The following is a 25,111-nucleotide window of genomic DNA, read 5'->3' as shown; positions in this document are numbered from 1 at the left end:
CCAGCCCTCGTATCCCAACTGGCAGAGGAAACGGATTCAAAACCCGTCCAGTGTGAGTTCGAATCTCACCGAGGGCACTACTTACCCGGGCCGCGAACGGTCGTCCTGGGAAGCGGCAGTATTGGTCGCGACGCTGAATGCGACGCCCGTTGGCTGCATTGGCAGCAGTTCAAAGCGTTTCACGCTCGATACCGGCGACGGTGCCTAGTCGCTCCACATGGTGACGTTAGTGTTCACAGCACCGTTGTAGTTCGTGTGGGCCACCTTGGCGCCCTCGCGGATCTTTCGTAGCCCTTCTTGTAGTTCACCGACGCCCAAACGCCACAGGGCATGCCATCGCTTGTGGGCCTGTTCGGTGGCGCCCTCCCAGGGCATCTGGCTCACGAATGCGTCAACGTGCCCGACTGCGGAATCGGCGCCGCTCGTGAAGCGCGCCAGGTGCTCGATCAGCGCGTCGAGCGCCTCGAGATCGACGGTGAATGCGTCGTCGTTGCTGCCCATCGGCTAATTCGCCTCGTCGGATTGCTCAAATCGGTGGGCCGCTTGGGCGACCAGCCCGGTGACCTGGTCCAGCGCCTGGGTGATCTTCCCGACACCGTCCTGCCATTCGCGCCAGCCGTCGTGTACCTTGTCAGCGGCGGCGCCGGTCCAACTGCCCTTGATGACGGCTTCCGCCTCGCGCTTGAGCCGCTTGAAGGCTTCTTCGATCTCGGTGTTCACCTCATCGATGCTTTTGGCCGCCGTAATCACGCCGGCGGGATCGATGCTCAGCTCCGGCACTGGGCCGGCATTGCCGCTCTCCGTTGCCATCCTGCTCGACCTTTCCGGGGTCCGTCGCGACGGCCGTATGGCGTCTGGCTCGAGGAAGTTTAGTGGGCGGAGGTGTGAGGGAACTGGTCTGCGCCGAACGCGACCGGCTCCCCGTTTACCGCTGCCTGCTTATATTCCGCGACGAAGCGGGTCTTTTGCGGGATCCCATTCCGGCGGTTCCTCCCATCCGGACTCCGCATCGGCGTGTCGCTGCCGGCGTTTGAGGATCGCCTTCAGGCCGGCAAGGTCGGTGTAGTGGGCGCGGATCTGCTTGATCCGAGCAACCAACTTCGCGTTGCCCGCGACGTCCTGGACGATCCGGTCCAGGATCTGTTCAACGGCGAGCAAGGGGCTGCTGAACGGATCTGTGACATCTGAGATCGCTTGACGAGCAGTCAGGCTGGAAGGATGTCGTTGTGCCCAAGCCCTACCCTGAGGAGTTCCGTCGCGACGTCGTTCGGGTTGCGCGCGAGCGTGGCGCTGGCGTGTCGGTCGAGCAGGTCGCCCGGGATTTCGGGATTCACCAGACCACGTTGAATGCGTGGCTTCGTGCCGCCGATGCCGACGAAGGGCCGAAGTCGATCGCGTCGCCGGATGTGTTGCGGGAGAACCGGGATTTGAAACGGCGCAACCGCCTGCTGGAGCAGGAGAACGAAGTCCTGCGCAAGGCCGCGGCCTATCTGGCGTGAGGATCGCTACCGGGAAAAGGCTCTACTCGCTCGTGAAGGAGCTGGCCGCCGCCGATGCCCCGATCAGGGTGCCGGTGACGGTCTCGTGCCGGGTATTGAAGCTTCACCGCCAGCACTACTACGCCTGGCTGGCCGCTCCGATCACCGCCGCCGAGTACGACGAGGCCTACTTGGCGAACGCGATCTTCGATGCCCACCGCGACGATCCCGAGTTCGGCTACCGGCTGTTGTTCGATCAGATCGACGCGGCCGGCCACAAGGTTTCCGAGCGCACGGTGTGGAAGATCTGTTCGACCAACCAGTGGTGGTGTGTGTTCGGGAAGAAGCGGCACGGCCGCAAGGGCCTGCCCGGCGCCCCGGCGCACGAGGACTTGGTGCGCCGCGACTTCACCGCGAGTGGACCAAATCGTTTATGGCTCAGCGATATCACTGAACATCCGACCGCCGAAGGCAAAGTCTACGTCTGTGCGGTCAAGGACGTCTGGTCCAACCGGATCGTCGGCTACTCCATCGCCGAGCGGATGACCTCACAGCTGGCCGTTGACGCCGTCGAATCCGCGGTCGCCCGCCGCGGAGGCACAGTCAACGGTTGCACACTGCACACCGACAGAGGCGGTCAATTTCGTTCCCGCAAACTCCAGCAGACTCTGTGGCGTCACCACATGCTCGGCTCCATGGGACAGGTCGGCTCGGCCGGGGACAACGCCGCCATGGAGAGCTTCTTTTCCCTGCTACAGCGCAACGTCTTGGACCGCCAACGCTGGGCCACCCGCGACGACCTGCGCATCGCGATCGTCACCTGGATCGAACGGACCTACCACCGCCGACGAAGGCAAGCCCGCTTGGGCCGATTGACCCCTATCGAATTCGAAGCCATCATGACCGTGGCAGCCAATCAGGCCGCCTGAAGAGCTGTCACAGAATTGTTCAGCAGCCCCGTCCAGCAATTCTTTCGGTCCAAGCCCGAGACCATCCCGGCCATCAACTCACCGGCATGACGGCGCGGCTCATAGCGGGCGAAACGCGGCGCGATCAAATCCGTCACCGCCGAGAACTCACGACAACCACCGATACAGGTCTATGCTATGAACCGCGGCGGCCGCGGCTAATTCAGATGTCTTCACAAACTCCGAACAATGCCGCGGTCACCGTCCTGAACAGCGCAGACACGCCACAACACACCATCCACGATCTACGGCTCCGGTAATAGAACGCGCGATCACTGATACTCGCCTCAACCTCCCTCGCACCCTGGCAGACGATCCCTCGGTTGGTTTTCCAGATCTGCGGATCCAGGCCGTCAATACGATCGGAGTCGTTCAACTTGGTGCTGATAGGCTTGACTGCTGGCCGGATTGATGCGCATCATTTCTCTAAAAAATTGGACGCCAGCCATTGTTAAAGCGCTTACCAATTCCACTTCGCCTACGACTGCTGTCTTGACAATGTCACCAAAATAGGACGTCACACGAACTTGGTCCTTGCCGGTTCTTTCAAAGGACAACTTTATGGGCTGGTCCGGGAATAATGTTTGCGCTCGACCAAATTTGCAAAGATCGTCGATCATATTAGCGATATAAGCCCATAAGTCATCGATAGTGTCCCACATGGTCCTATCGACTATTGAAACTCCGTTGATGGTAAGTTCTATTGCGCCATCAATATAATTATCGTCTTGCACTAAATAGTCGCTGCCGTTACAGATCTCATGAAACTCTTCACCACGCTTGTTGCAGAGATAGGATCTAATTGAGATCATATTTAGTAACCTTACTGCTCGAATGGAAATAATTGCCGAATATGTCCTTTACCTATTCCGACTGCATACTGTATTCCATGGACCCAACCGCTAACTTGATATGACTCCATTGACCCATGCTCAATAATAACGGCGCGATTTTCGCGCAATACCTTCGCAACGATACTCGCAAGTTCATCTGTCGTTGGATTTCCCGCAAAGAAAGTTTGCGTCCTTTTGACCGATCCATCCCAATATTCCAGATGATGACGAGTGAGGATATGTTCGAGATCGCGCCGGTCTAGGAGCAATCGAACACTACCAAGTGTGAAGGATCGGTTCGCCCAGTCCCGCAGCGCATTCTGCAGGGCAATTGCTTTACACGGCATCAGCCCTAACGGGTCGGTCTCAGCGGTCGGGTTGCGGGGATATCCATACGGATTCGGTGCTGGAGCCAACCCCAGGGGATCAGCGGTGACATAACGACCGGTCCCAGGCTGGTAGTAGCGGTGCCGGTTGTAGTGCCACCCGGTCTCCCCATCGAAGTACTGCCCGGGGAACCGCAGCGGAGTCGATACCTCTCCTGTCCAAGTGGTCTGTCCCCACAGCCCGCTAATCACTCGGCCGGCCACCGTCGCGCTAGCGGGGTCGATCACATGGGTCGGAGTGCCGAGGTGGTCAGTGACCAGGGCGTAAAAGGCGCGGTCAACATCGGGTTGCGACCAGGACATCCGCCCCTCACAGACCGCCGACACAGCCGGCGCACCACCCACACGCAACGGCACATCCACACCGGGTTCATCGCTGGCAACAGAGTGAATCTGCGCCAACGGTGTGGCAGCGCCCGGCAGATAGGACCAAGTGGTCGTGGCACCCGCGCCGCCGCCCCCGCCGGCGGCAGTTTGCTCGAGGAGCTGATCACCCAACCACGCGAACACCACCGTCTCGCCGGTAGTCACGTTGGTCTTGCGCGTCCGCCGGCCAGCGGTGTCGTAGCCATAACCCACGAATGCCCATCCGGCGTCGTAACGCTGCGCAACCGGTCATAGGCATCCCACCGGTAATGCCACACCTCAGCCTTACGGTTCAATCGCCGCGTCACCGTCCGCACCAGCCGCCCCGCCCGGTCATAGCTGTAGCGCGAACGCCCGTCATCAACCAACAACGTGCCGCGATACTCCCAAAGCTCAGCACCACCGGAAGCCCCCACGACTGCAGTGCGAATGTTGTCGCTGGCGTCATAACCGAACCGCTCGGCCACCACACCACCCACCGCCACCGCATTAACGCGGCCCACCCCGTCCAACCGGTAACGGGTCTTGACCTGATCGACGGTGCGCACACTCAACGCCCCATCAGGCCGATAACCAAACGACGAGCCGGTCAATACACGCTCCACCGCGGCGGGAGTAGGGCCCAAGAAAAGCCGTCCTTCCATCGAGGCGGTCCACGACTGGTTCAGCAACCGTCCGACTGGATCGAACTCGCGCTCAACCCGCGCACGCCCCACCTCAGCGCGAGTGATCCAACCCGCGGCGTCGCTGCCCAGCCCGACCGCCCTCCCAGCGGCAGTCAACCCGCTAAGCACTCCCCGCCTGTCGTAGGCATACTCGGTACGTACACCGCTGGGACTACCAACACCCACCAACTGCCCAGCAGCGTTCAACGACGCCGTCACCGACTGCCCATCCCAGACCGCTACTTGAACTCGGGAAGTCACGTCATAGGAGTAGGTTCCGGCTCCGTGGGCATTGGATGCCTCGCTCACTTCCCCGTCTGCCCCGTACCGGAAGCGGGTCACCTCCCCCTCAAACGCACCCGAACCCTCTGCCGCGCCGGTGATTTCGGCGACCGGCCTGCCAACAGCGTCGTAGGTGTAGCGGATCGACTGACCCTCGGCATTGCTCTTCTCGGCCAGACGGCCCGCGGCGTCGTAACGGTACGTCGTGGTCGCCCCATTGAAGTCGGTCTCCGACTGCAGACGACCGTCAGCGAAATACGCATAGCGCCAATTCAATCCGTCGGGATTGACCACCTCAATGAGTCGGCGCGCACGGTCATAACGATATTCGGTGCGCGCACCATCCGGCCCGATCTGCGCGGTCAACAGGTCGTAGAAGCCATACTCGAACCTCGTAATGGCGCCCAACTCATCAACCTGCAAGACGCAATTACCCTCACCGTCGTAACCCCACGACCGCACAGTCCCGTCAGCGGCAACCCGTTGCAGCACCCCGCCCTTCGGCATCCTGGGTCAGGGCCGAGGTGGCCGAGTTCCTCGGCCGTGCCCTCCGAGTCTTTCAGCCGTTGCGTGGTTTTTGCATTCGTTCCGCCCACTCATCAAACAAATCCAATTCACTCGCGGAAAGCGGTCTAGTCAGCAACCCCACCAACATTCTGTCTGACAGTAGAAACTTCACACTACCAGCATCTATTAAGTTCGTAGGTTCTTTGGTGGTATCAAGAATCACTGAGATCGATTGCTCGGCGACGATAGTGCAGTGGATTTTTGCTAGATTATCGAAGTGCGCAGGATGTCCAAATTCCCGAGGTTCTTGGAATGCAAAAGACGAAACGTCTACGACTGGAATACCCTGCCGCGCAGGAAGCAATGCGAAGGGATCATCTGCGCGACAAGTAATTTCTTGGTCGGTTCCAAGGACGACAAACGAATAAATCTCACCACTCAGTCGATCAATTTTGATTTCAGCACTATTTCTGCGGTGATCACCCAAATATCCAACTATTCGATCTCCGCGATGGGTATGCTTCAAAACATAGTGCAGTATAACGTAGAAATCCATCTCCAGATAAGAATCGCCAGCTGTATCGACGCCCTTGATTGGAATCATGTCACACTATCACCAGAAGTTTCCATGAAAGAGTGTGGGCAAGAGGCCTTCTCCTCTTGGAGGTCCGAATGTCGTGCTCCAGTTATCGATCACCATTACGTCATCATAGGCTATGCCCTGCTCAAGCGCATGGCCGACGGCCCGCCTGAGATTAGATAGATCTGCCTGGATTCGAATATCGAAAAGCTCATGTCGGAGAAAATCACGTCCGCCAGGACTAGAGCGCTCGTGTGGAATACCTCTTTCAACGTATGAACCTAGCACTTCGTGCAAATGATCGGTAACATTCGGGTGCACCCAGACATCCCCATTCGGCGTGCTCAATTCAAACGACCTCGGAATGGGCGTACCTGGATAATTCGGTTGAGTGGGCTTGATGTGGTCCCATATGGTGCCGCTACGAGCAGAACTAGAACCCGGCGTCTCCTCGCCGGGACACGCCATCAGCCCTAACGGGTCGGTCTCGACGGTCGGGTTACGCGGGTAGCCGTAGGGATTGGGCGCCGGGGCCAACCTCAACGGATCAGCGGTGCAGTAACGCCCAGTCGCCGGGTGGTAGTAGCGGTGCCGGTTGTAGTGCCACCCGGTCTCCCCATCGAAGTACTGCCCAGGAAACCGCAGCGGAGTCGATACCTCTCCCGTCCAAGTGGTCTGCCCCCACAGCCCGCTACTCGCCCGACCGGCCACCCTCGCGCTAGCCGGGTCGACCACATGGGTCGGAGTGCCCAGGTGATCAGTGACCAGGGCGTAAAAGGCGCGGTCAACATCGGGTTGCGACCAGGACATCCGCCCCTCACAGACCGCCCCAAGGACCATCAATGAATATTTCTCGCCACTTAGTCGATCAATTTCGATCACGGGTATGTTTCCATGGATGATCACCCACGTTTCCTACTATTCGTTCTCTTCGCAAAGTAGGCTCCACAGCGTAATGAATTAGAACGTAAGAACCCATCCCTAGGTAAGAATTGCCAACCGGGTCAACGCCACTAATTAGTGGCGAGTCACATCTATCACAAGAAGTCCATGTTCCGCTGTGGCAAAGCCATTTAGCATCAGTTCGTGCAAAGTTTTTCCTGGACGCCTCACCGAGTTGACTTCATTCTATGACTGCGTCCAGCTGCTCAATTAGCTGATAATACATATCCTTATCCTTTGGGTTGATACGTATCATTGTTGCGAAGAATTTTATGCCCGATGCCTTTAGGCACCGAATAAGTTCGACCTGCTTGACCACTGCCAACCTAGGCCCATCACTAGGATATGACGCAACGCGAACTAGGCCTTCGCCAATGGCTTCAAAAGTTAATTTCAGCGGTTGATCAGGATAGTAGGTATGCGCTTTTCCCACCTTTTTTAGGTCAGATATCATATAAACTAGGTAGGCCCACAGTTGGTCGATGTGATCCCACATCGACCGGTCGAGTACGGCAATGTTATCGATCTGCAACTCTAGCGCACCATCGATATGCGGATTCTCATCAAAAAAGTACGTCATGTTGTCCGTTATTTCGACAAGGTCCTCGCCACGTGAATTACACAAAAATGACTTAACAGATATCATATGCGACTCTACTTTGCAACCGGATAGAACTGATGAATGTGCCCCTTAAATATTCCAACTATATGATCCATGCCGTTCACTCTACCCTCGATTTGGAACGCTTGTCGTGATCCGAAATTCACAATCATGTCGCGGTTGTCATATAAAATATCTGAAATTGCGTCTAACAGTTCTTTAGGCGTCGGACTTCCCGCGAAGAATGTTTGTACCGGCTTAGCGGACCCGTCCCAGTAATGCAAATGATGGCGCGTCAAGATATGTTCAAGGTCCTTTTGATCCATTAGCAGCTTGACGTTGCCGAATGTAAAGGATTGGTTGACCCAGGCCTTCAGCACTTGGCGCAACGGTGCAGGCTTGCACGGCATCAGCCCCAATGGGTCGGTCTCGACGGTCGGGTTACGCGGGTAGCCGTAGGGATTGGGCGCCGGGGCCAACCCCAAGGGATCGGCGGTGCAGTAGCGCCCGGTCGCCGGGTGGTAGTAGCGGTACCGGTTGTAGTGCCACCCGGTCTCCCCATCGAAGTACTGCCCAGGAAACCGCAGCGGAGTCGATACCTCTCCCGTCCAAGTGGTCTGCCCCCACAGCCCGCTACTCGCCCGACCGGCCACCCTCGCGCTAGCCGGGTCGATCACATGGGTCGGAGTGCCCAGGTGATCAGTGACCAGGGCGTAAAAGGCGCGGTCAACATCGGGTTGCGACCAGGACATCCGCCCCTCACAGACCGCCGACACAGCCGGCGCACCACCCACACGCAACGGCACATCCACACCCGCCTCAACAGCCGCATGAACCTGCGCTAACGGCGCCACCGCCCCCGGCAGATAACACCAGCTAGTCGTCACACCCGCACCCACCCCAACGGTCGCAGTCTGCTCCAGAAGCTGATCACCCAGCCACGCAAACACCACCGCCTCGCCAGTGCCCACGTTGGCCTTGCGGGTACGCCGACCAGCCGTGTCATACCCATAAACCCACGAATGCCCATCCGGCGTCGTAACGCTGCGCAACCGGTCATAGGCATCCCACCGGTAATGCCACACCTCAGCCTTACGGTTCAATCGCCGCGTCACCGTCCGCACCAGCCGCCCCGCCCGGTCATAGCTGTAGCGCGAACGCCCGTCATCAACCAACAACGTGCCGCGATACTCCCAAAGCTCAGCACCACCGGAAGCCCCCACGACTGCAGTGCGAATGTTGTCGCTGGCGTCATAACCGAACCGCTCGGCCACCACACCACCCACCGCCACCGCATTAACGCGGCCCACCCCGTCCAACCGGTAACGGGTCTTGACCTGATCGACGGTGCGCACACTCAACGCCCCATCAGGCCGATAACCAAACGACGAGCCGGTCAATACACGCTCCACCGCGGCGGGAGTAGGGCCCAAGAAAAGCCGTCCTTCCATCGAGGCGGTCCACGACTGGTTCAGCAACCGTCCGACTGGATCGAACTCGCGCTCAACCCGCGCACGCCCCACCTCAGCGCGAGTGATCCAACCCGCGGCGTCGCTGCCCAGCCCGACCGCCCTCCCAGCGGCAGTCAACCCGCTAAGCACTCCCCGCCTGTCGTAGGCATACTCGGTACGTACACCGCTGGGACTACCAACACCCACCAACTGCCCAGCAGCGTTCAACGACGCCGTCACCGACTGCCCATCCCAGACCGCCACCCGAACTCGAAAAGCCACATCATACGAATACGTCCCGGCTCCGTGGGCATTGGATGCCTCGCTCACTTCCCCGTCTGCCCCGTACCGGAAGCGGGTCACCTCCCCCTCAAACGCACCCGAACCCTCTGCCGCGCCGGTGATTTCGGCGACCGGCCTGCCAACAGCGTCGTAGGTGTAGCGGATCGACTGACCCTCGGCATTGCTCTTCTCGGCCAGACGGCCCGCGGCGTCGTAACGGTACGTCGTGGTCGCCCCATTGAAGTCGGTCTCCGACTGCAGACGACCGTCAGCGAAATACGCATAGCGCCAATTCAATCCGTCGGGATTGACCACCTCAATGAGTCGGCGCGCACGGTCATAACGATATTCGGTGCGCGCACCATCCGGCCCGATCTGCGCGGTCAACAGGTCGTAGAAGCCATACTCGAACCTCGTAATGGCGCCCAACTCATCAACCTGCAAGACGCAATTACCCTCACCGTCGTAACCCCACGACCGCACAGTCCCGTCAGCGGCAACCCGTTGCAGCACCCCGCCCTTCGGCATCCCGGGCCGCGACAGTGCGGTATCCGCGTGGATCGGTCGAGGCCACCACCCGACCGAACCCGTCGTATTCGATGACCGTCGCGTTGCCATCCGCATCGATGAACCGCGTGGGTAACCCGGCGGCGTTGACGACGATGTCGGTGCGTCGCCCTTCTTCGTCGACCGTCGCGACAAGAGCGCCGGCCCGGTTGTACTCGCGACGCCGACTCGCCCCGTCACAGGACTCCTCGATCACGTTCCCGTCCGAGTCGTAGGTCAGCACCACGGGCGAGTGACCCTCGCGCAAGAGCCGAATCGGGCGACGCGGGCCCGAATACTGCACTCGCGTCACCGCGCCGAGCGCATCGGTGATCGTGGCGATGTCACCGTGCTCGGTGTACTCATAGCGTGTCACCGCCCCGGACGGGTCCGTCACCACCAGCGGATCGCGCCACCGGTTGAATTCCGTTGTCGTGAGCCGTCCGCCGGGATCTCTCACCCGCCGGGGCCGCAGGTCACCGTCGAACTCATACGCCGTCTGTCCGCCATCAGCGTCGGTGAACGTCGACACGAGCCCGTCGGCGGTGGACACGAAATCGAAGGTGCCTGCCCACACCCCGTCGGTGCCCTGCTGGCTGGCGATGCGTCCTTCGGTGTCGTAAACGTTCTCGTAGTGCGAGCCCAACGAATCCGTCCAGGCGATCATCTGATGATCACCGTCATAGACGAAAGTTGTTGTCGCACCACAACCGTCGGTGACCGCCGCCAAATCACCGTCGGTGTAACCGAACCGGCGGATCGGAATGCCTGCGCCGTCCGAGCTCAAGTCGTACCCGGTGATCCGGGTGCCGTCGGAATGCACGTCGATCCGGTACCCACCGGAATGCGTGACGGCCTTCGGGATGCCGTTGTCGGTGTAGTGGAACAGGATTCGATTCTGGTAACGGTCGGTGACCGCCGAGATGGACAGCACTCCGACGCCCAGATCGGTTCCGTTGAGCCCGGGCTTGGGTTCGAAGTGGTAGCTATGCTGGGTGTTCTGGCTGAACAATCGGTATCCACCGCCAGTTGTCCTGAACAACAACCAGTTTCGGCCATGTCGCGGTTTCTCTGGTGAATCGACCCCCGGATGGGCAAACGCCAGCATCGTGCCGTCAGCATCGACCGTGGTGACGGCGTCCTCAGTCACCACCACCCGCGCATCGAACGTCGACGTCCACGACGGCCCGAACCAGACGCCGCGGCGATACTGCGACCGGTGCTGACGCCGCAACACCAGCGGTAACACCCCCGGCAAGTCGATATCGGTCATCGGCAGGAAGTACTCGCCGGTCGCCATGTCCACCGGCTCACCGTTCGCACACCGATCAGACGGTTCATTGGAACTGCCCGGCTCGCGCGCATCGTCGGCGATGCCGCGATCCCGCTCGGCCTGCGTCAGCGGATCGTGTTCATTGTCGAGAAGCTGCGGTTCGCTCGGCCGCCCCTCGTGTGGGCCCGCAGCAGCCGGCGCTCGCTCACCCGCGGGTGCAGTCCTATCCCCTACGCCGACCGGGGTGTCCGTCGGGCCGTATGCAGCACCGTCGGTCAGCGAACTCTTGACATCCGAGGGCACGCTGCGTGTGCCCGCAGCACCACTCGACGCCACCGGTGGAGCCTTCGCGGCTTCGGCCGCCTGACCCGCCGTATGCGCCCCGGCGGCCGCCCCCGGCTTCACCGGCACATCGGAGACCGAAGGGGTGTGCGGCGCGGCTGGCGCAGGATCGGGCGGGCGAACCGGTACTCCCGACGGCTCGACCGGGTGCGCCTGGACAAGGTGGGGCGGTGCATGTTCGGGCGGATGCGCGCCCGGCGCCATTTCGGAATGGGGCGTCACCACGAAATCGGAGGCCCCCGGAGGTGTGTCAGGGGGTGGTTTCACCAGGTCGGAAGGCGCGGCCTCGGCGAAATGCGGGATGGCCGGCGGCTCGGTGTGCGCTGACTCCAACGGCTCGACGGGGCCACGCGCAGCAGGACGCTCGCTCAGTGGCGCCTCATGAGGCTGGGTAGGTGCATGAACTTGCGCCGCCGGTTCGCCATGTGGTGCCCCCGGCGACGGCGGGTGGACCGGCTCGGCGGGTGCGGGTTCCGCCCGCGATACCGGGCTCGGTTCAGAGGGGTGTTCAGCGGGCGGGTGCGGCGCCGGTTCCGCCTCGGTCGGTTTCAGCTCCGTGGCCGGCATCCCAGGCTGTGAGGGCGGCGAGGGCCCGTCGGGATGCTCGGTCGGCAACGCGCTCCGCGTCGGCGGTTCCGGGCCGGGAGGCGGCTTAGGCGGCTCGATGATCGGAGCCTTGATCTGGTCCAGGTCGTTGGCCACCTTGCCGGCCCGCGCACCGATATCGCCGCCGACCTCCCCCGCGCGCCCCACCAGGCCGGCGCCGTCGCGGGCGGTCGCCCCCAGCTTCGACTCCAACCCAACTCCGGTTTCCCCGGCGCGCGCTGACGTCTCCGCAGCCGTAACCGCGGGCTTGGCCTCACCCACCCCCGGGATGAAGAACTGCGCGACATCGGCGACGTTGCGGCCCAGACCTCGCAACGGGTGATCGGAATTCCAGTCGTCGTAATCGATCAGCGCCTTGCCCCGATCCAACACACCGTGCGGGTTGGTAGCCAGCTGGTAGGCAAGGATCGGCGGCAGGGCCATGCCCAGCGTGTCGGCCATGCCTTTCCAGCTTTCCAGCGCGCCTCTGCGGTCGTAAATGAAGCGACTCGGGTCGAGCCCCTCGATGCCCTGCACCGCCCCGGCGACGCTGTGGATCACGCCGTTCTCGATGTCGATGTAGCCGTTGACCACCGGGGCCACCACGGGAAACTCTTTGCTGACCCAACGTTCCAGTCCGTCGGTGACCCCGTCGACACCGCTCATGAGCTGCTCAAACGCCCACGCAGCGGCGTCAGCTTCATCTTTCATATGGCTCAGCACGACTTTGATGTCGTTGGCTATCGCCTTGATGGTCGCCAGTGGATCGCCGTCTTGGAAAAGGGATACCGCCAGGCCGACCAGGCCCCCGCTCACCGGGTTCAGCCGGTTGAGGAGGTCGCGAATCGCGTTCTGGGTGGCCTCGACCTTTTCGGCAAACGACTTCAGCGAGTCCGCGACCCGCCGACACTGGTCGGCAACCGCGCCTACGTTGTGGCCAAGATCGTCGATGGCCGAGGACATAAGCTCTGCCTCGGGCAGCTGCTGACCGGCGAAAAGAGCCTTCCTGCCGCCGACATCTGTAGCAGTGTGGCTCAATGCGTCGGCGTAACCCACCCACGCCCGCGCCGCCGCGCGCATCGAAGCCGGATCGCCGTCAGGCCACAGATCCCCGACGAAGCCCTCCACCACCGCCCACAACACCGGAGCCGCGACGCCCGGACCGAACGGACTCGGCATCGCAGGTGCGCGCGCCGGGGCAGGACACGGAGGAATCGACAATGACGGCTGACCCCCACCGGGCACGGACATTGCATTGCTCAGCGCATAGTTGTAGGCCGACATCTTGACGCCGTAGCCCACCCGCTGACACGCGCCGATCGCCGCGGCTCCGGCGGCGAGAACATTCGCGCCAGAGTTGATGTACTGCGTCCCGAACTTCACCCCGGCGCCGTCGTGACCCGAATTCACCCCCGAAATGCCGCCCATCAGGGCCGACAGAGCCGCGGCCAGCCCATCCGCATCACTGGACAGTTTGTCGCCGACGGCTGACAACTCACCCGGGTTGACATCGAGCGGCGCCACTGATCACCTCCTGTTGCGGCGTCAGTAACAGTACGGCGATTGGCGCAGTCAGGCCGTCCCTGCACAGACGAGCCGGAATGCGGACGCCGGTGGTGATGTTGCCCACTGAAACAGGACGCGGCGGCAAGACCGCTCGTTTGTCGAGGTCAACAGTTAGGCTCTATCCGTGGCCGCTAAGAAATGCGGTGCCCGATCGGCCGGCGCAGACGGCTCAGAACGCCGGCCGGATTGTGTTGCCGCCGTCCGCTCGCCGACGCGCGACCTGCGCCAGCACTACGCCGCCAGCGCCGCGCGGCGGGCGCGCATCCTCAACATCGCCGCCTGGCTGTCCGTTGTGATCAGCGCCAGCTTTATCGGCGTCCAATTCTTCATGGGCTCATGGCTTTGGGAAGTGCTGTTCATCAACATTGCCGCAATGCTGCTGTTTGCGATCGTTCCGATGCTGCACCGCTTCGGGGAGCTGGTGGCACCGCTGACGTTCATTTTCACGGCGTACATCACGGTGTTCGCGAGCTGCTGGGAGGTCGGTACCGGATCGGGCGCCGAATTGTTCTTCCTGGTCGGCGCGTGTCTGGTGGTGTTGGTGCTGGGCATCGAGCACATCGTGCTGGCAAGTATTCTGGCCGGGCTCTCCGCCGCTCTGGTCATCACTGCCGAGCTGGTCATTCCCCGCGACACCGGCCTCCAGCCGCCCTGGGCACAGACGACGGGCTTCGTCATCACCACTCTGTCCGCGTGCGTCGTGGTGGTCGTAACGGTCTGGTTTGCACTGCGCGACACCGCGCGCGCCGAAGCGGTGATGGAAGACCAGTACGAGCGCTCCGAAGCGCTGCTGGCCAACATGCTGCCGGCCAGCATCGCCGAGCGCCTCAAAGAGCCCGAACGACGCGTCATCGCCGACAAGTACGACGAGGCCTCCGTCCTTTTCGCCGACATCGTCGGCTTCACCGAACGTGCGAGCAGCACCCCGCCGGCCGAGCTGGTCAGATTCCTGGACCGTCTCTACAGCGCGTTCGACGAGTTAGTGGACAAGCACGGACTGGAGAAAATCAAAGTCAGCGGCGACTCCTACATGGTGGTCAGCGGCGTACCCCGCCCCCGCCCCGATCACGTCCATGCGCTGGCCGACTTCGCCCTCGACATGGCCGACGTCGCGGCGGCACTCAAGGACCCGCACGGCCGTGCGGTCCCACTGCGGGTCGGCCTGGCGACCGGCCCGGTGGTCGCCGGCGTCGTAGGTTCGCGCCGCTTCTTCTACGACGTCTGGGGCGACGCGGTCAACGTGGCGTCGCGCATGGAGTCCACGGATTCCGTCGGCCAGATTCAGGTTCCCGACGCGGTCTACGAGCGACTGAAGGACGACTTCGTGCTGCGCGAGCGGGGCCACATCGACGTCAAGGGCAAAGGCGTGATGCGCACCTGGTATCTCGTCGGTCGCAAGGTCCCAGGAGCGCCCGCGGAACTAAGGACCGAAGACCCCCGCGCAGCGCGCGTCTAAGGGACAAAAGGCCCCTGTACCAGGACCACCACATGCGCCACACTGGTGCTCATGGAAAACACTTCCGCGACGTTGCCTCCCCCGAGCTTGCTGCCACATCTCTGGAAGACCACGCTGATATCGGGCGTGTTGTCATTGGCTGTCGGCGTCCTGATCGTGGCCTGGCCGGGTATGTCCGTTCTGGTCGCCGCCATTGCGTTCGGCGCCTACCTCCTGATCACCGGCGCAGCACAGGTGGCCTTCGCTTTTGCCCTGCACGTATCCGCGGGCAGCCGCATCCTGCTGTTCATCAGCGGCGCCGCGTCGCTAATCCTCGCCGTGCTGGCGTTCCGACATTTCGGGAATGCCGTTCTACTTCTTGCCATTTGGATCGGGGTCGGGTTCATATTCCGCGGTGTCGCGACGACCGTCTCTGCCATCAGCGATCCCGCCCTGCCCGGTCGCGGCTGGCAAATCTTCATCGGCGTCATCAGCCTGCTCGCCGGAATCGTCGTGATGGCTTCCCCGTTCGAGTCGATCATTACGCTGGCCCTGGTCGTCGGCGTCTGGTGCATCGTCATTGGCGTATTCGAGATCGTGTCCGCGTTCGGTATCCGCAAGGCATCCCAGAACCTCACGTAACAAGCCCGCAACTGCAATCACGCTAGCGATGGCCAACCGCAACTACTACACTCTGTCGTAGGTTGACTATCCCTGCATCCTCGGGAGTTAACAGATGAACGTCGTCGACATATCGCGGTGGCAGTTCGGTATCACCACCGTCTACCACTTTCTTTTCGTGCCGTTGACCATCGGCCTGGCCCCGCTGCTGGCGATCATGCAGACCACGTGGGTAGCCACCGGCAACGTCGCCTGGTATCGGCTGACGAAGTTCTTCGGCAAGTTGTTCCTGATCAACTTCGCGATCGGTGTGGCGACCGGGATCGTGCAGGAATTCCAGTTCGGCATGAACTGGAGCGAGTACTCACGCTTCGTCGGCGACGTCTTCGGCGCACCACTGGCCATGGAAGGCCTGCTAGCCTTCTTTTTCGAATCGACGTTCCTGGGTCTGTGGATCTTCGGCTGGGGCCGGTTGCCGCGCCTGGTGCATCTGGCCTGCATCTGGATCGTGGCGATCTCGGTGAACGTGTCCGCGTTCTTCATCATCGCGGCGAACTCGTTCATGCAGCACCCGGTCGGCGTGCACTACAACCCGCAGACAAAGCGCGCCGAGCTGAACAGCATCGTGGCGCTGCTCACCAACAACACCGGGCTCACAGCGTTCAGCCACACCTTCACCGGCGGGTTGCTCACCGCGGGAACATTTGTCGCCGCCGTTAGCGCGTGGTGGCTGGTGCGGTCGCAGACCACCACCGTGGACCCGGGCACCCAGGCCATGTATCGCCCCGCCACCGTGCTGGGCTGCTGGGTGGTGCTGCTGGCCACCGTCGGGCTGTTCTTCACCGGCGACCACCAGGGCAAGCTGATGTTCCAACAGCAGCCGATGAAGATGGCGTCCGCAGAGTCGTTGTGCGACACCCAAACCGACCCGGACTTCTCGATTCTGACCGTGGGGCGGCAGAACAACTGCGACGCGCTGACCCGGGTCATCGAGGTGCCCTACGTGTTGCCCTTCCTCGCCGAAGGCAAGACCGAAGGCGTGACGCTGCAGGGCGTGCGCGACATCCAGCGGAACTACGAACAGCGATTCGGTCCAAATGACTACCGGCCCAACCTGTTTGTCACCTATTGGTCGTTCCGCGCGATGATCGGGCTGCTGGCGATCCCGGTGTTGTTCGCCCTGATGGCGCTGTGGCTGACCCGCGGTGGCCGCATCCCCAGCCAGCGCTGGTTCGCCTGGTTCGCGCTGCTGACAATTCCAACACCGTTCCTGGCCAACATCGCCGGCTGGGTCTTTACCGAAATGGGCCGGCAGCCATGGATTGTGGCGCCCAACCCCACCGGCGATCGGAACGTGCACCTGACCGTCGCGGCCGGCGTTTCGCACAACACGTTCGCCGTGGTCGTCACCTCACTGGTCACCTTCACGCTGGTCTACGCCGTTCTCGCGGTCATCTGGTTCTGGTTGCTCAAGCGCTACATCGCCGAGGGACCACAGGAACACGACGCCGAACCGACCGCACCGCCGCCCGAGGACCAGGACTCCGATCAAGAGCAGGTCAAGACCCTGTCCTTCGCCTACTGACAGAGCCCGATAGGAGCTGACACGTGAACCTTCAACAGTTGTGGTTCGGCCTCATCGCGGCGCTGTTCCTCGGCTTCTTCGTCCTCGAAGGGTTCGACTTCGGGGTGGGCATGCTGATGGAGCCCTTTGCCCGCGTCAGTAAGGGCGACCGCGAGGCACACCGGCGCGCCGCGCTCAACACCATCGGCCCAGTATGGGACGGCAACGAGGTCTGGCTGATCACCGGTGGCGCAGCAATGTTCGCGGCGTTCCCGGGTTGGTACGCCACCGTGTTCTCGACGCTGTACCTGCCGCTGCTGGCGATCCTGTTCGGCATGATCTTGCGAATCGTGTCGATCGAGTGGCGCGGCAAGGTTGACGACACCAAGTGGCGAGGGTGGGCCGATTTCGGCATCGCGGTCGGCTCCTGGTTGCCTGCGATCCTGTGGGGCACGGCCTTCGCAATTCTGGTGCGCGGGCTGCCGGTGGACGCCGACGGTCAGGTCAGGCTCTCGATCACCGATGTGCTCAACCCCTACACGCTGCTCGGTGGCGTGGCTACCGCTGCGTTGTTCCTGTTCTACGGCGCACTGTTCGTGGCGTTGAAGACGGCCGGCGCCATCCGCGACGACGCGCACCGGTTCGCCCGGTGGTTCTCCCTGCCGGCAACGGCACTTGTTGCGGGATTCGGGGTGTGGACCCAGCTGGCCTACGGCAAGGACTGGACCTGGTCCGTGCTGGGGTTGGCGGTCGTGGCCCAGCTGGCGGCGGTACTGCTGGCGTGGCGGGGGGTATCCGACGGCTGGGCGTTCGTGTGTGCCCTGCTCGTGGTGGCCAGCGTGGTGGTGCTGTTGTTCGGCGCACTGTTCCCCAACCTGGTGCCCTCGACGCTGAACAGCCAGTGGAACGTCACCATCTACAACGCCTCGTCGACGCCCTACACGCTCAAGATCATGACTTGGGTCGCCGCCATCATGACGCCGTTGACGGTGATCTACCAGGCGTGGACGTATTGGGTTTTCCGGCAACGTATCTCGGCTGACGGAATACCGCCGTCGATCGGTTTGACCAGGCGCCCGTCCTGAGCGAGAAAGGCTCTAGGGCACCGCTGGACCCGCGGCTGTGGCGGGCATCGGGCGCGCTGCGCCGCTTTCTGGTCGCCGAGGTGGCCTGCGGAGTGGTCATCAGCGGCTGTGCAATAGTCTCGGCGATCATCCTGGGGTCCACCGTCGCGCGGGTGGCCGCGGATCCCTCGGCACGAAACCTGCACAACTGGTTCGGCACGCTGTCAATTCTGTTGTTGCTGTGGTTATTTCGCGCACTCATCCACTGGCTGCAGGCACGGTTGGGGCAGCGGGGGGCCAGCGCGGTGATCGCCGACCTCGGCGGTCAGGTACTGACGGCGGTAACCGACCGACAGCCCAGCGAGTTGGCGGGCCAACGGGACGCCGCCGCGGTCGTCGTCACCTGCGGACTGGACGGTCTGCGTCCCTATTTCACCGGCTATCTGCCCACCCTGCTGTCGGCCGCCATTCTGACACCGGCCACCGTGGCGGTGATCGCCTGCTACGACTTGAAATCGACGCTTATCGTGGTCGTCACGTTGCCCCTCGTACCCATCTTCATGGTGCTCATCGGCTTGGCCACGGCGCACCGATCGGCATCCGCACTGGCTGCCATGACCACGCTACAGTCCCGCCTGCTGGATCTGGTTGCCGGCATTCCCACCCTGCGCGCCCTGGGCCGCGCGTCGGGCCCCGAGCATCGGATCGCCGAACTCAGTGCCGCCCATCGCCGTTCGACGATGGCGACCCTGCGGATCGCGTTCCTGTCGGCACTGGTGCTCGAATTGCTGGCAACCCTGGGTGTCGCCCTGGTGGCCGTCGGCATCGGGCTGCGCCTGGTGTTCGGCGAGATGAGCCTGAGCGTAGGCCTGACCGTGCTACTGCTGGCCCCGGACGTGTACTGGCCCCTGCGACGCATCGGGGTGCAGTATCACGCGGCCCAAGACGGACGGGCCGCGGCCGACAAGGCATTCTCTCTCATCGGCGACCCGACACCAGCCGCATCGGGTCACCGGACGGTGACCGCACACGGGGCGCCGATCCATATCGACAACCTCAGCGTGGCAGGGCGGGACGGCTTCTCGCCGCACGATCTGACCGCGATCGTCGAACCGGGTCAGGTGACCGTACTCACCGGCCACAACGGCGCGGGTAAGAGCACCACGCTGCAGGTGATCGCCGGCCTCACCCCGCCATCGTCAGGACGTGTCACGATCACCGGCATCGACATCGGCGAGTTGGAACCCGCTCAATGGTGGCATCAGATCTCCTGGCTAGCCCAACGCCCGGTGCTGATCCCCGGCACAGTGCGAGACAACCTGGAGCTGTTCGGCGCGCTGGATGATCTCGACAAAGCCTGCAGTGCAGCGGGATTCGACACCGTTGTGGCTGACTTATCAGCCGGGTTGGACACCGAACTGGGCCGCGGCGGGGTCGGGCTGTCGCTTGGGCAGCGCCAGCGCCTGGGCCTGGCGCGGGCGCTCGGGTCGCCGGCGCCGGTGTTGTTGCTCGATGAACCCACCGCACACCTGGATGCCGACACCGAGCAACGGGTGCTGGCGGCCATCGTCGCGCGGGCCCGTGCCGGCGCGACGGTGGTGGTCGTCGGGCACCGCGCGCCGGTGCTCGCGATCGGCGACCGGGTCGTCAATGTCGTCGCCGCGACTGAGGTGCGCTATGCGACGGTCTGATCCCCTCCGGCTGACCGCAGATCTGTTGCGGCCCCGGCTCCCCCGCCTCGTCGCCGCCGTCGCGCTGGGAGTGCTGGCACTGGGCAGCGCGCTCGCGCTGGCCGGCGTGTCGGCGTGGCTGATCACGCGGGCCTCCCAGATGCCGCCCGTGCTCGACCTGTCCGTCGCAGTGGTCGCCGTGCGTACTTTCGCGATCTCACGTGGTGTACTGCGCTACTGCGAACGGCTGGTGACCCACGACGCGGCATTACGGGCCGCCGGCACGGCCCGCGCGCAGATCTATCACCGGCTGGCCACCGGGCCGGTCGCCGGCGCCGTCCGGCTGCACAGCGGTGAGCTGGTGGCCCGGGTTGGTGCCGATGTCGACACGCTGGCCGATGTGCTGGTGCGGGCGCTGGTGCCGATCGGTGTCGCGGCGGTGCTGTCAGTAACGGCGGTTGTGGTCGTCGGAATCATCTCGGTGCCGGCAGCCGCGGTGCTGGCGATATGCCTGCTCGTGGCCGGTGTGGTCGCGCCCTGGTTGGCCGGACGGGCCGCCGCCACTCAGGAAGCCATTGCCCGCCAGCATCACTCCGAACGCGACAGTGCGGCCATGCTGGCACTCGAGCATGCGCCGGAACTAAAGGTCGCGGGTGTACTGCCGGACGTCATCGCCGAATCGCAACGACAGCACCGGGTCTGGGGTACCGCGTTGGACGCCGCCGCCCGGCCGGCCGCCGTCGCCGAGGCGGTACCGACCGCGGCGATCGGCATCAGCGTGATCGGCGCGGTGGTGGCCGCCCTGGCAATGGCGCCCGCGGCGGCCCCAACAACGCTGGCCGTGCTGATGTTGTTGCCGCTGTCTGCCTTTGAGGCAACGGGCGCTCTGCCGGCCGCAGCGGTTCAGTTGACCAGGTCTCGCGTATCCGCACGTCGTCTACTGGAACTGGCTCCGCCGGTCGCCACATCCGGCGCCGAAAAGGTTTCTCCGGCCGGGCAATCGGGCCGGTTGTCGGCACAGGTAACCGTCGGCCACCCCGGCGGGCGCACTGTAAGCGCCGGGATCGACCTGCCGCCGGGCGCCCGACTGGCGGTGATAGGTCCCAGTGGCTCGGGCAAGACGACACTGCTGATGACCATGGCCGGGCTGCTACCGCCCGTGCGGGGACGGGTGACGCTGGACGGGATCGACCTGCAACGGATCCGGGAAGACGAACTGCGGCGCACGGTCGGCTTCTTCGCCGAGGACGCGCACATCTTCGCCACCACGGTTCGGGACAATCTGCTGGTGGCGCGTGGCGACTGCGACGATGACCAACTCACCGCAGCCCTGATGAGGGTCGGGCTGGGCACCTGGCTGTCCGGCCTGCCCGACGGTCTGTCCACTGTGCTGACCGCTGGGGCACAGGCGGTCTCGGCCGGGCAGCGCAGGCGGCTGTTGTTGGCGCGGGTGCTGCTCTCCCCCGCGTCGATCGTGTTGCTCGACGAGCCCACCGAACACCTCGATGCGGTCGACGCCGACCGAGTATTGCGCGAGTTGCTTTCAGGAGACAGCGAATTGATGCCTGCCACCAGAACTGTCGTGGTGGCAACACATCACCTTCCGGCTGACATCGATTGCGCCGTCACAGGTGTCGCCGGCGCGGCATGAACTCCAGCGACAACAACGCTCCAGCACCCCGCCGAGATTCATGCACAACCCCGGTCGGTGTGTGCGACTTTCGCCGAGACCGGCAGCATCGCCGCCAGTTCGGCGATCGGGATCGAGTGCTCGGCGACGATCCAGGTGAAGATGCCGTTACGCCTGATCACGCCGGGTTTAGTATCGGAACGTGCCAGCAAAACGTTTTGCGGTAGGCGTCGTTGCGATCGCCGCGGTCGCGGCGGCCACCGGAGTGGTCGGCCGCACGCCCTCCTGCCCAGCCTCCGAAGTCGACCCGGTCGTGTTCGCGGCCCCCCTGCCGCTGGATCCGGCAGCCGACTTGCCCACTGCCGGACAGCTATTCGACCTGCTCAACGCGTTGCAGGACGTCAACGTCCCGTTCTCCGACAAGAGTCATCTCGTCGAGGGCGGCATCAGCCCGATGGAGGCCCACCTGGCCGACGCCCGCCTCAAACAGGCTGTGGCGCATGGCGAATTACCGCTAAAGGCCACCGTGACCAATATCCTTTCTACCGGTGCGAATACGGTTTCGGCTGATGTCACGATCTCCGGTCCCAAGCTGAACCCGGTGACCCAGAACCTGACGTTCGTCAACCAGGGCGGCTGGAAAATATCTCGCGCTTCAGCGGTGACGCTGCTGGAGGAGACCGGCGCGGCCAGAAGCTAATCGGGCGCCACCGGGAGATTCGGGCACACGACGCGGTAGTCGATATCCGGAGATACCCACTCTCGCCACTGACGGTGGCTCATATTCGCAGTGATCTTGTCGCACAACAGTTCTGACCACGCGGTGGGCCCCGGCCACACCCGCAGCGTCTGATCCTGGCTGCCCGACGCCACCCGGCGTCCGTCGGAGCTGAACGCAACGCTGGTAACCACCGCGGTGTGACCGGTCAGCGGTGCACCCACCGCCGCACCGGTGCCGGAGTCCCATAACCGAACGGTGTGATCGGCGCTGCCGGAGACGATGTGACGCCCGTCGCGGCTGTAGGCCACCGCGCGCACCACCGCGGTGTGACCCGTCAACGGCGCACCGATCGGGGCGCCCGTGACCGCGTTCCACAGCCGCAGCGTCTTGTCCCAGCTGGCGCTGACGATGCGAGTCCCGTCCGGGCTGAAGGCCACCCCGCGCACCGGCGCGGTATGTCCGGTCAGCGGTCCTCCGACGGGCGCACCGGTCTGCGCATCCCACAGGCGCAGCGTCTTGTCCCAGCCGGCTGAGACGATGCGCCGACCATCCGGACTGAACGCGAGGGCCTCGACAAAACCGGTGTGACCGGTCAGCGGGTTGCCAACCGGGGAGCCGGTAGCGACATCCCACAGCCGCAGCGTCTTGTCGGTGCTGCCGGAGGCGATGTGCCGCCCGTCGGGGCTGAACGCGACGGTAGTAACGGCGCTGGTGTGGCCGGTCAGTGGCGCTCCGATCGGAGCGCCGCTGGCGGCGTCCCACTGGCGAAGCGTGCTGTCATCACCGCCGGAAACGATGCGTGTGCCGTCCGGGCTGAACGCCACACTGCTCACCTTGTTGGTGTGTCCGAGCAGCGGGCCACCGATCGGGGCCCCGCTGCCGGCATCCCACAACCGCAGCGTCCCGTCGATGCTGCCGGAGGCGATACGTCGCCCGTCCGGACTGAACGCCACACTTTCCACGCCGTTGGTATGGCCGGTGACTTCCAGGCCGAGCGGCGCATCGGGCACGGCCTCCCACCAGCGCACCGTGTCGTCGGTGCTGCCGGAGACGATCCGGCGCCCGTCGGGACTGAATTCGACGTCGAAGACGGGATCGCTGTGCCCGGCAAGTGGCGCGCCGATCACGGCACCGGTGGCGGCATCCCACAAGCGCAGCGTGTTGTCGGCGCTGCCGGAAACGATGCGCTGTCCGTCCGGGCTGAAGGACACACTGAGCACTTGATCGGTGTGGCCGGTCAGCGGTGCACCGACCGGTGTGCCGGTGACGGCGTCCCACAACCGCACCGTGCCGTCCCAGCTCGCGGTCGCGATGCGGCGGCCGCCGGCGCCGAACGCCACGTCGACCACGTCGTCGGTGTGGCCGGTCAGCGGCGGTGCGGCAGCGGCCCCGGTCGCCGGGTTCCACAGCCGGGCCGTGTTGTCTGCACTACCGGAAGCGACTCGGCGCCCATCCGGGCTGAACGCCACCGACGTGACCTGGTCGGTGTGGCCGATCATCGGCACGCCGATCGGTGCGCCGGTGCCGGCATCCCACAACCGCACGGTCTTGTCCCAGCTGCCGGACACGATGCGACGACCGTCCGGGCTGACGGCGACGCCGGAGACGGCGTCGGTGTGCCCGGTCAGGGGCGGCCCGATCGGCGCGCCGGTCACGGCGTCCCAGATCCGCACCGTGTCGTCGCGTCCGCCGGAGACGATCCGGTTTCCATCCGGAGTGAACGCCACGCTCGACACGGCTTCGGTGTGGCCGATCAGGGGTCCGCCGACCGGCGCCCCGTTCGCGGCGTCCCACAACCGCAATGTGTTGTCGCTCGCGGACACGATGCGCCGACCGTCTGGGCTGAGCGCCATCACCCCGGAGGACGGAGCCAGCGGGAAGATCTTCAGGGTGCTGCGCCGCGCTGCCAGCGTGTCGAGTACCGAGCCGAGTTCGGTGGCGGGCGCGACCACCGGGGCGGCGAGGATCTGCTGAATCGCCCGCACGTCGCCGCCGGGCGCGATCCCGGCCAGCATCGTCTGCGCCTGCGAGGTCAACTTCAGCGCCACCGCCTGGTCACGCTGATGCAGGGCCTGCTGGCGCTGATGAACCGCTTCGCGTTGCTGGATGACGGCGAAGACCGCGGCGACCACGGCGAGAACCGTCAGCACCGCCATCCCGGCGATCGCGGCGGCGCGCAAGCGGCGAAACCGTTGCCGCTCGCGCAGGTCGTCACTGGCCAATTGGTCTTTGGGTACGCCGTGGATCGGCGCCGCCAGCGCGGTGATCTTCTCCCGCAGTATCGCCGCGTGCGGATTCCAGGGAGCGTTGTCGCTGACGTCGATGAAGAACGGCTCCGCCGGCAGCACGCCCGGTTCGGTCAGCACCGGCAGCGCGGCGTTCGACGATTCCGGATCGAAGCGCTGGTGTTCGGCATCCCAGTGCAGCCGGCCGCCGGCAAGTACCAGCAGCAGCCGGTCGCGGCCTTCGTGCTCGAGCCAGTAGCTGACTTCGCGGTTCACCCAATACGACTCGGCCGCTTTGTCCGACAGCACAGCGACCAGAAAGCGGGACCGATCCAGGGCGTCGGTGATCTTGCCCCACAGATCCGGGCTGACCGTCAGATCCGTGTCGTCACGAAACACCCGCAGTGCCCGAAGCTGACCCAGCCGGCGTCCGATGTGGTGCATACCCTGCTGGATCCCGGCGGCCGCCCGGCGGTCATGGCGCGTGTACGACAGAAACGCGTCGTAGTCGCGCGCGCGTGTCACCGG

At 63.8% G+C, this 25,111-nt stretch carries 21 protein-coding genes and 1 tRNA gene; 9 read left to right on the top strand and 13 right to left on the bottom strand.

All coding sequences use genetic code 11. From position 1 onward, the window contains the following. The first annotated feature begins 3 nt into the window (after positions 1-3). Positions 4-77, top strand: a tRNA-Leu gene (locus JX552_RS13845). A gap of 127 nt (positions 78-204) precedes the next feature. Here the strand turns inward: JX552_RS13845 and JX552_RS13840 are convergent. From JX552_RS13840 to JX552_RS13830, 3 genes are all read right to left on the bottom strand, one after another. Further along, positions 205-501, bottom strand: a complete 297-nt coding sequence (locus tag JX552_RS13840; RefSeq protein ID WP_205877923.1) for a WXG100 family type VII secretion target — start codon at positions 499-501, stop codon at positions 205-207. Positions 502-504: 3 nt separating this feature from the next. Then, the gene (locus JX552_RS13835) at positions 505-810 is read right to left on the bottom strand and encodes a WXG100 family type VII secretion target (protein WP_205877922.1); all 306 of its coding nucleotides are present in this window, start codon (positions 808-810) and stop codon (positions 505-507) included. A 129-nt stretch (positions 811-939) separates the two neighbouring features. Beyond that, positions 940-1,158, bottom strand: coding sequence for a hypothetical protein (locus JX552_RS13830; protein WP_205877921.1), 219 nt, complete (start codon positions 1,156-1,158; stop codon positions 940-942). A 68-nt stretch (positions 1,159-1,226) separates the two neighbouring features. Between JX552_RS13830 and JX552_RS13825 the strand changes: the two genes are divergently transcribed. Then, a protein-coding gene (locus tag JX552_RS13825; protein ID WP_241011034.1) for an IS3 family transposase occupies positions 1,227-2,407 on the top strand; the annotation gives its coding sequence in 2 pieces (ribosomal slippage) (positions 1,227-1,496 and positions 1,499-2,407; 1,179 coding nt in all). A 392-nt stretch (positions 2,408-2,799) separates the two neighbouring features. Here the strand turns inward: JX552_RS13825 and JX552_RS13820 are convergent. From JX552_RS13820 to JX552_RS13785, 8 genes are all read right to left on the bottom strand, one after another. Beyond that, positions 2,800-3,258: a hypothetical protein gene (locus tag JX552_RS13820; protein WP_205877920.1), complete on the bottom strand. Its 459-nt coding sequence runs from the start codon at positions 3,256-3,258 to the stop codon at positions 2,800-2,802. 11 nt (positions 3,259-3,269) lie between these two features. Continuing rightward, the gene (locus tag JX552_RS13815; protein ID WP_205877919.1) at positions 3,270-4,244 is read right to left on the bottom strand and encodes an RHS repeat-associated core domain-containing protein; all 975 of its coding nucleotides are present in this window, start codon (positions 4,242-4,244) and stop codon (positions 3,270-3,272) included. After that, complete coding sequence (locus tag JX552_RS13810; protein WP_205877918.1) at positions 4,193-5,485, bottom strand: RHS repeat domain-containing protein; 1,293 nt, start codon at positions 5,483-5,485, stop codon at positions 4,193-4,195. The genes JX552_RS13815 and JX552_RS13810 overlap by 52 nt, the downstream gene beginning before the upstream one ends. Positions 5,486-5,537: 52 nt before the next feature. Further along, positions 5,538-6,089 carry a hypothetical protein gene (locus tag JX552_RS13805; protein WP_205877917.1) on the bottom strand — a complete coding sequence of 184 codons (552 nt, stop codon included), beginning with the start codon at positions 6,087-6,089 and terminating at the stop codon, positions 5,538-5,540. Positions 6,090-6,098: 9 nt separating this feature from the next. Beyond that, positions 6,099-6,875 (bottom strand): RHS repeat-associated core domain-containing protein, encoded by a 777-nt coding sequence (locus JX552_RS13800; protein WP_241011132.1) that lies wholly within the window; start codon positions 6,873-6,875, stop codon positions 6,099-6,101. A 313-nt stretch (positions 6,876-7,188) separates the two neighbouring features. Then, positions 7,189-7,587, bottom strand: a complete 399-nt coding sequence (locus JX552_RS13795; RefSeq protein ID WP_205877916.1) for a hypothetical protein — start codon at positions 7,585-7,587, stop codon at positions 7,189-7,191. 74 nt (positions 7,588-7,661) lie between these two features. Next, entirely contained in the window at positions 7,662-9,785 is a 2,124-nt protein-coding gene (locus JX552_RS13790) for an RHS repeat protein (RefSeq protein ID WP_205877915.1), read from the bottom strand. Positions 9,786-9,831: 46 nt separating this feature from the next. Further along, entirely contained in the window at positions 9,832-13,611 is a 3,780-nt protein-coding gene (locus JX552_RS13785; protein ID WP_205877914.1) for a DUF6531 domain-containing protein, read from the bottom strand. Between the two features lie 166 nt (positions 13,612-13,777). Between JX552_RS13785 and JX552_RS13780 the strand changes: the two genes are divergently transcribed. From JX552_RS13780 to cydC, 6 genes are all read left to right on the top strand, one after another. Next, complete coding sequence (locus JX552_RS13780) at positions 13,778-15,109, top strand: adenylate/guanylate cyclase domain-containing protein (protein WP_205877913.1); 1,332 nt, start codon at positions 13,778-13,780, stop codon at positions 15,107-15,109. Positions 15,110-15,160: 51 nt separating this feature from the next. Then, positions 15,161-15,730: an HdeD family acid-resistance protein gene (locus JX552_RS13775; RefSeq protein ID WP_205877912.1), complete on the top strand. Its 570-nt coding sequence runs from the start codon at positions 15,161-15,163 to the stop codon at positions 15,728-15,730. A gap of 94 nt (positions 15,731-15,824) precedes the next feature. After that, complete coding sequence (locus JX552_RS13770) at positions 15,825-17,294, top strand: cytochrome ubiquinol oxidase subunit I (protein ID WP_205877911.1); 1,470 nt, start codon at positions 15,825-15,827, stop codon at positions 17,292-17,294. A gap of 23 nt (positions 17,295-17,317) precedes the next feature. Then, on the top strand, positions 17,318-18,358 hold the full coding sequence (cydB, locus tag JX552_RS13765) for a cytochrome d ubiquinol oxidase subunit II (protein WP_205877910.1): 1,041 nt from the start codon (positions 17,318-17,320) through the stop codon (positions 18,356-18,358). Between the two features lie 56 nt (positions 18,359-18,414). Beyond that, positions 18,415-20,028: a thiol reductant ABC exporter subunit CydD gene (cydD, locus tag JX552_RS13760; RefSeq protein ID WP_205878430.1), complete on the top strand. Its 1,614-nt coding sequence runs from the start codon at positions 18,415-18,417 to the stop codon at positions 20,026-20,028. Continuing rightward, positions 20,015-21,658 (top strand): thiol reductant ABC exporter subunit CydC, encoded by a 1,644-nt coding sequence (cydC, locus tag JX552_RS13755; RefSeq protein ID WP_205877909.1) that lies wholly within the window; start codon positions 20,015-20,017, stop codon positions 21,656-21,658. Before cydD ends, cydC begins: the two co-directional genes overlap by 14 nt. A gap of 38 nt (positions 21,659-21,696) precedes the next feature. Here cydC and JX552_RS33330 read toward each other — a convergent pair whose 3' ends face one another. Next, a complete protein-coding gene (locus tag JX552_RS33330) occupies positions 21,697-21,819 on the bottom strand; it encodes a hypothetical protein (RefSeq protein WP_277396073.1) in 123 nt (40 codons plus the stop codon). A gap of 20 nt (positions 21,820-21,839) precedes the next feature. On the opposite strand from JX552_RS33330, the gene JX552_RS13750 reads away from it, so the two are divergent. Further along, positions 21,840-22,337, top strand: a complete 498-nt coding sequence (locus JX552_RS13750; RefSeq protein WP_205877908.1) for an MTB12 family secreted protein — start codon at positions 21,840-21,842, stop codon at positions 22,335-22,337. On the opposite strand, the gene JX552_RS13745 is transcribed toward JX552_RS13750, so the two are convergent. Then, positions 22,334-25,108 carry a TIR domain-containing protein gene (locus tag JX552_RS13745; RefSeq protein WP_205877907.1) on the bottom strand — a complete coding sequence of 925 codons (2,775 nt, stop codon included), beginning with the start codon at positions 25,106-25,108 and terminating at the stop codon, positions 22,334-22,336. The two genes, JX552_RS13750 and JX552_RS13745, sit on opposite strands and share 4 nt — an antisense overlap. Positions 25,109-25,111: the final 3 nt, after the last annotated feature.

Source organism: Mycobacterium gordonae (genome assembly GCF_017086405.1).
GTDB lineage: Bacteria > Actinomycetota > Actinomycetes > Mycobacteriales > Mycobacteriaceae > Mycobacterium > Mycobacterium gordonae_D.
This window is presented reverse-complemented; position numbering and strand designations above follow the sequence as displayed.

Bases quoted from the DNA above. Each gene is read 5' to 3' on its own strand.
- JX552_RS13840 (WP_205877923.1), bottom strand. From the start codon at position 501: ATGGGCAGCAACGACGACGCATTCACCGTCGATCTCGAGGCGCTCGAC.
- JX552_RS13805 (WP_205877917.1), bottom strand. From the start codon at position 6,089: ATGATTCCAATCAAGGGCGTCGATACAGCTGGCGATTCTTATCTGGAG.
- JX552_RS13770 (WP_205877911.1), top strand. From the start codon at position 15,825: ATGAACGTCGTCGACATATCGCGGTGGCAGTTCGGTATCACCACCGTC.
- JX552_RS13810 (WP_205877918.1), bottom strand. From the start codon at position 5,485: ATGCCGAAGGGCGGGGTGCTGCAACGGGTTGCCGCTGACGGGACTGTG.
- JX552_RS13800 (WP_241011132.1), bottom strand. From the start codon at position 6,875: ATGTCCTGGTCGCAACCCGATGTTGACCGCGCCTTTTACGCCCTGGTC.
- cydC (WP_205877909.1), top strand. From the start codon at position 20,015: ATGCGACGGTCTGATCCCCTCCGGCTGACCGCAGATCTGTTGCGGCCC.
- JX552_RS13835 (WP_205877922.1), bottom strand. From the start codon at position 810: ATGGCAACGGAGAGCGGCAATGCCGGCCCAGTGCCGGAGCTGAGCATC.
- JX552_RS13775 (WP_205877912.1), top strand. From the start codon at position 15,161: ATGGAAAACACTTCCGCGACGTTGCCTCCCCCGAGCTTGCTGCCACAT.
- JX552_RS13820 (WP_205877920.1), bottom strand. From the start codon at position 3,258: ATGATCTCAATTAGATCCTATCTCTGCAACAAGCGTGGTGAAGAGTTT.
- JX552_RS13795 (WP_205877916.1), bottom strand. From the start codon at position 7,587: ATGACGTACTTTTTTGATGAGAATCCGCATATCGATGGTGCGCTAGAG.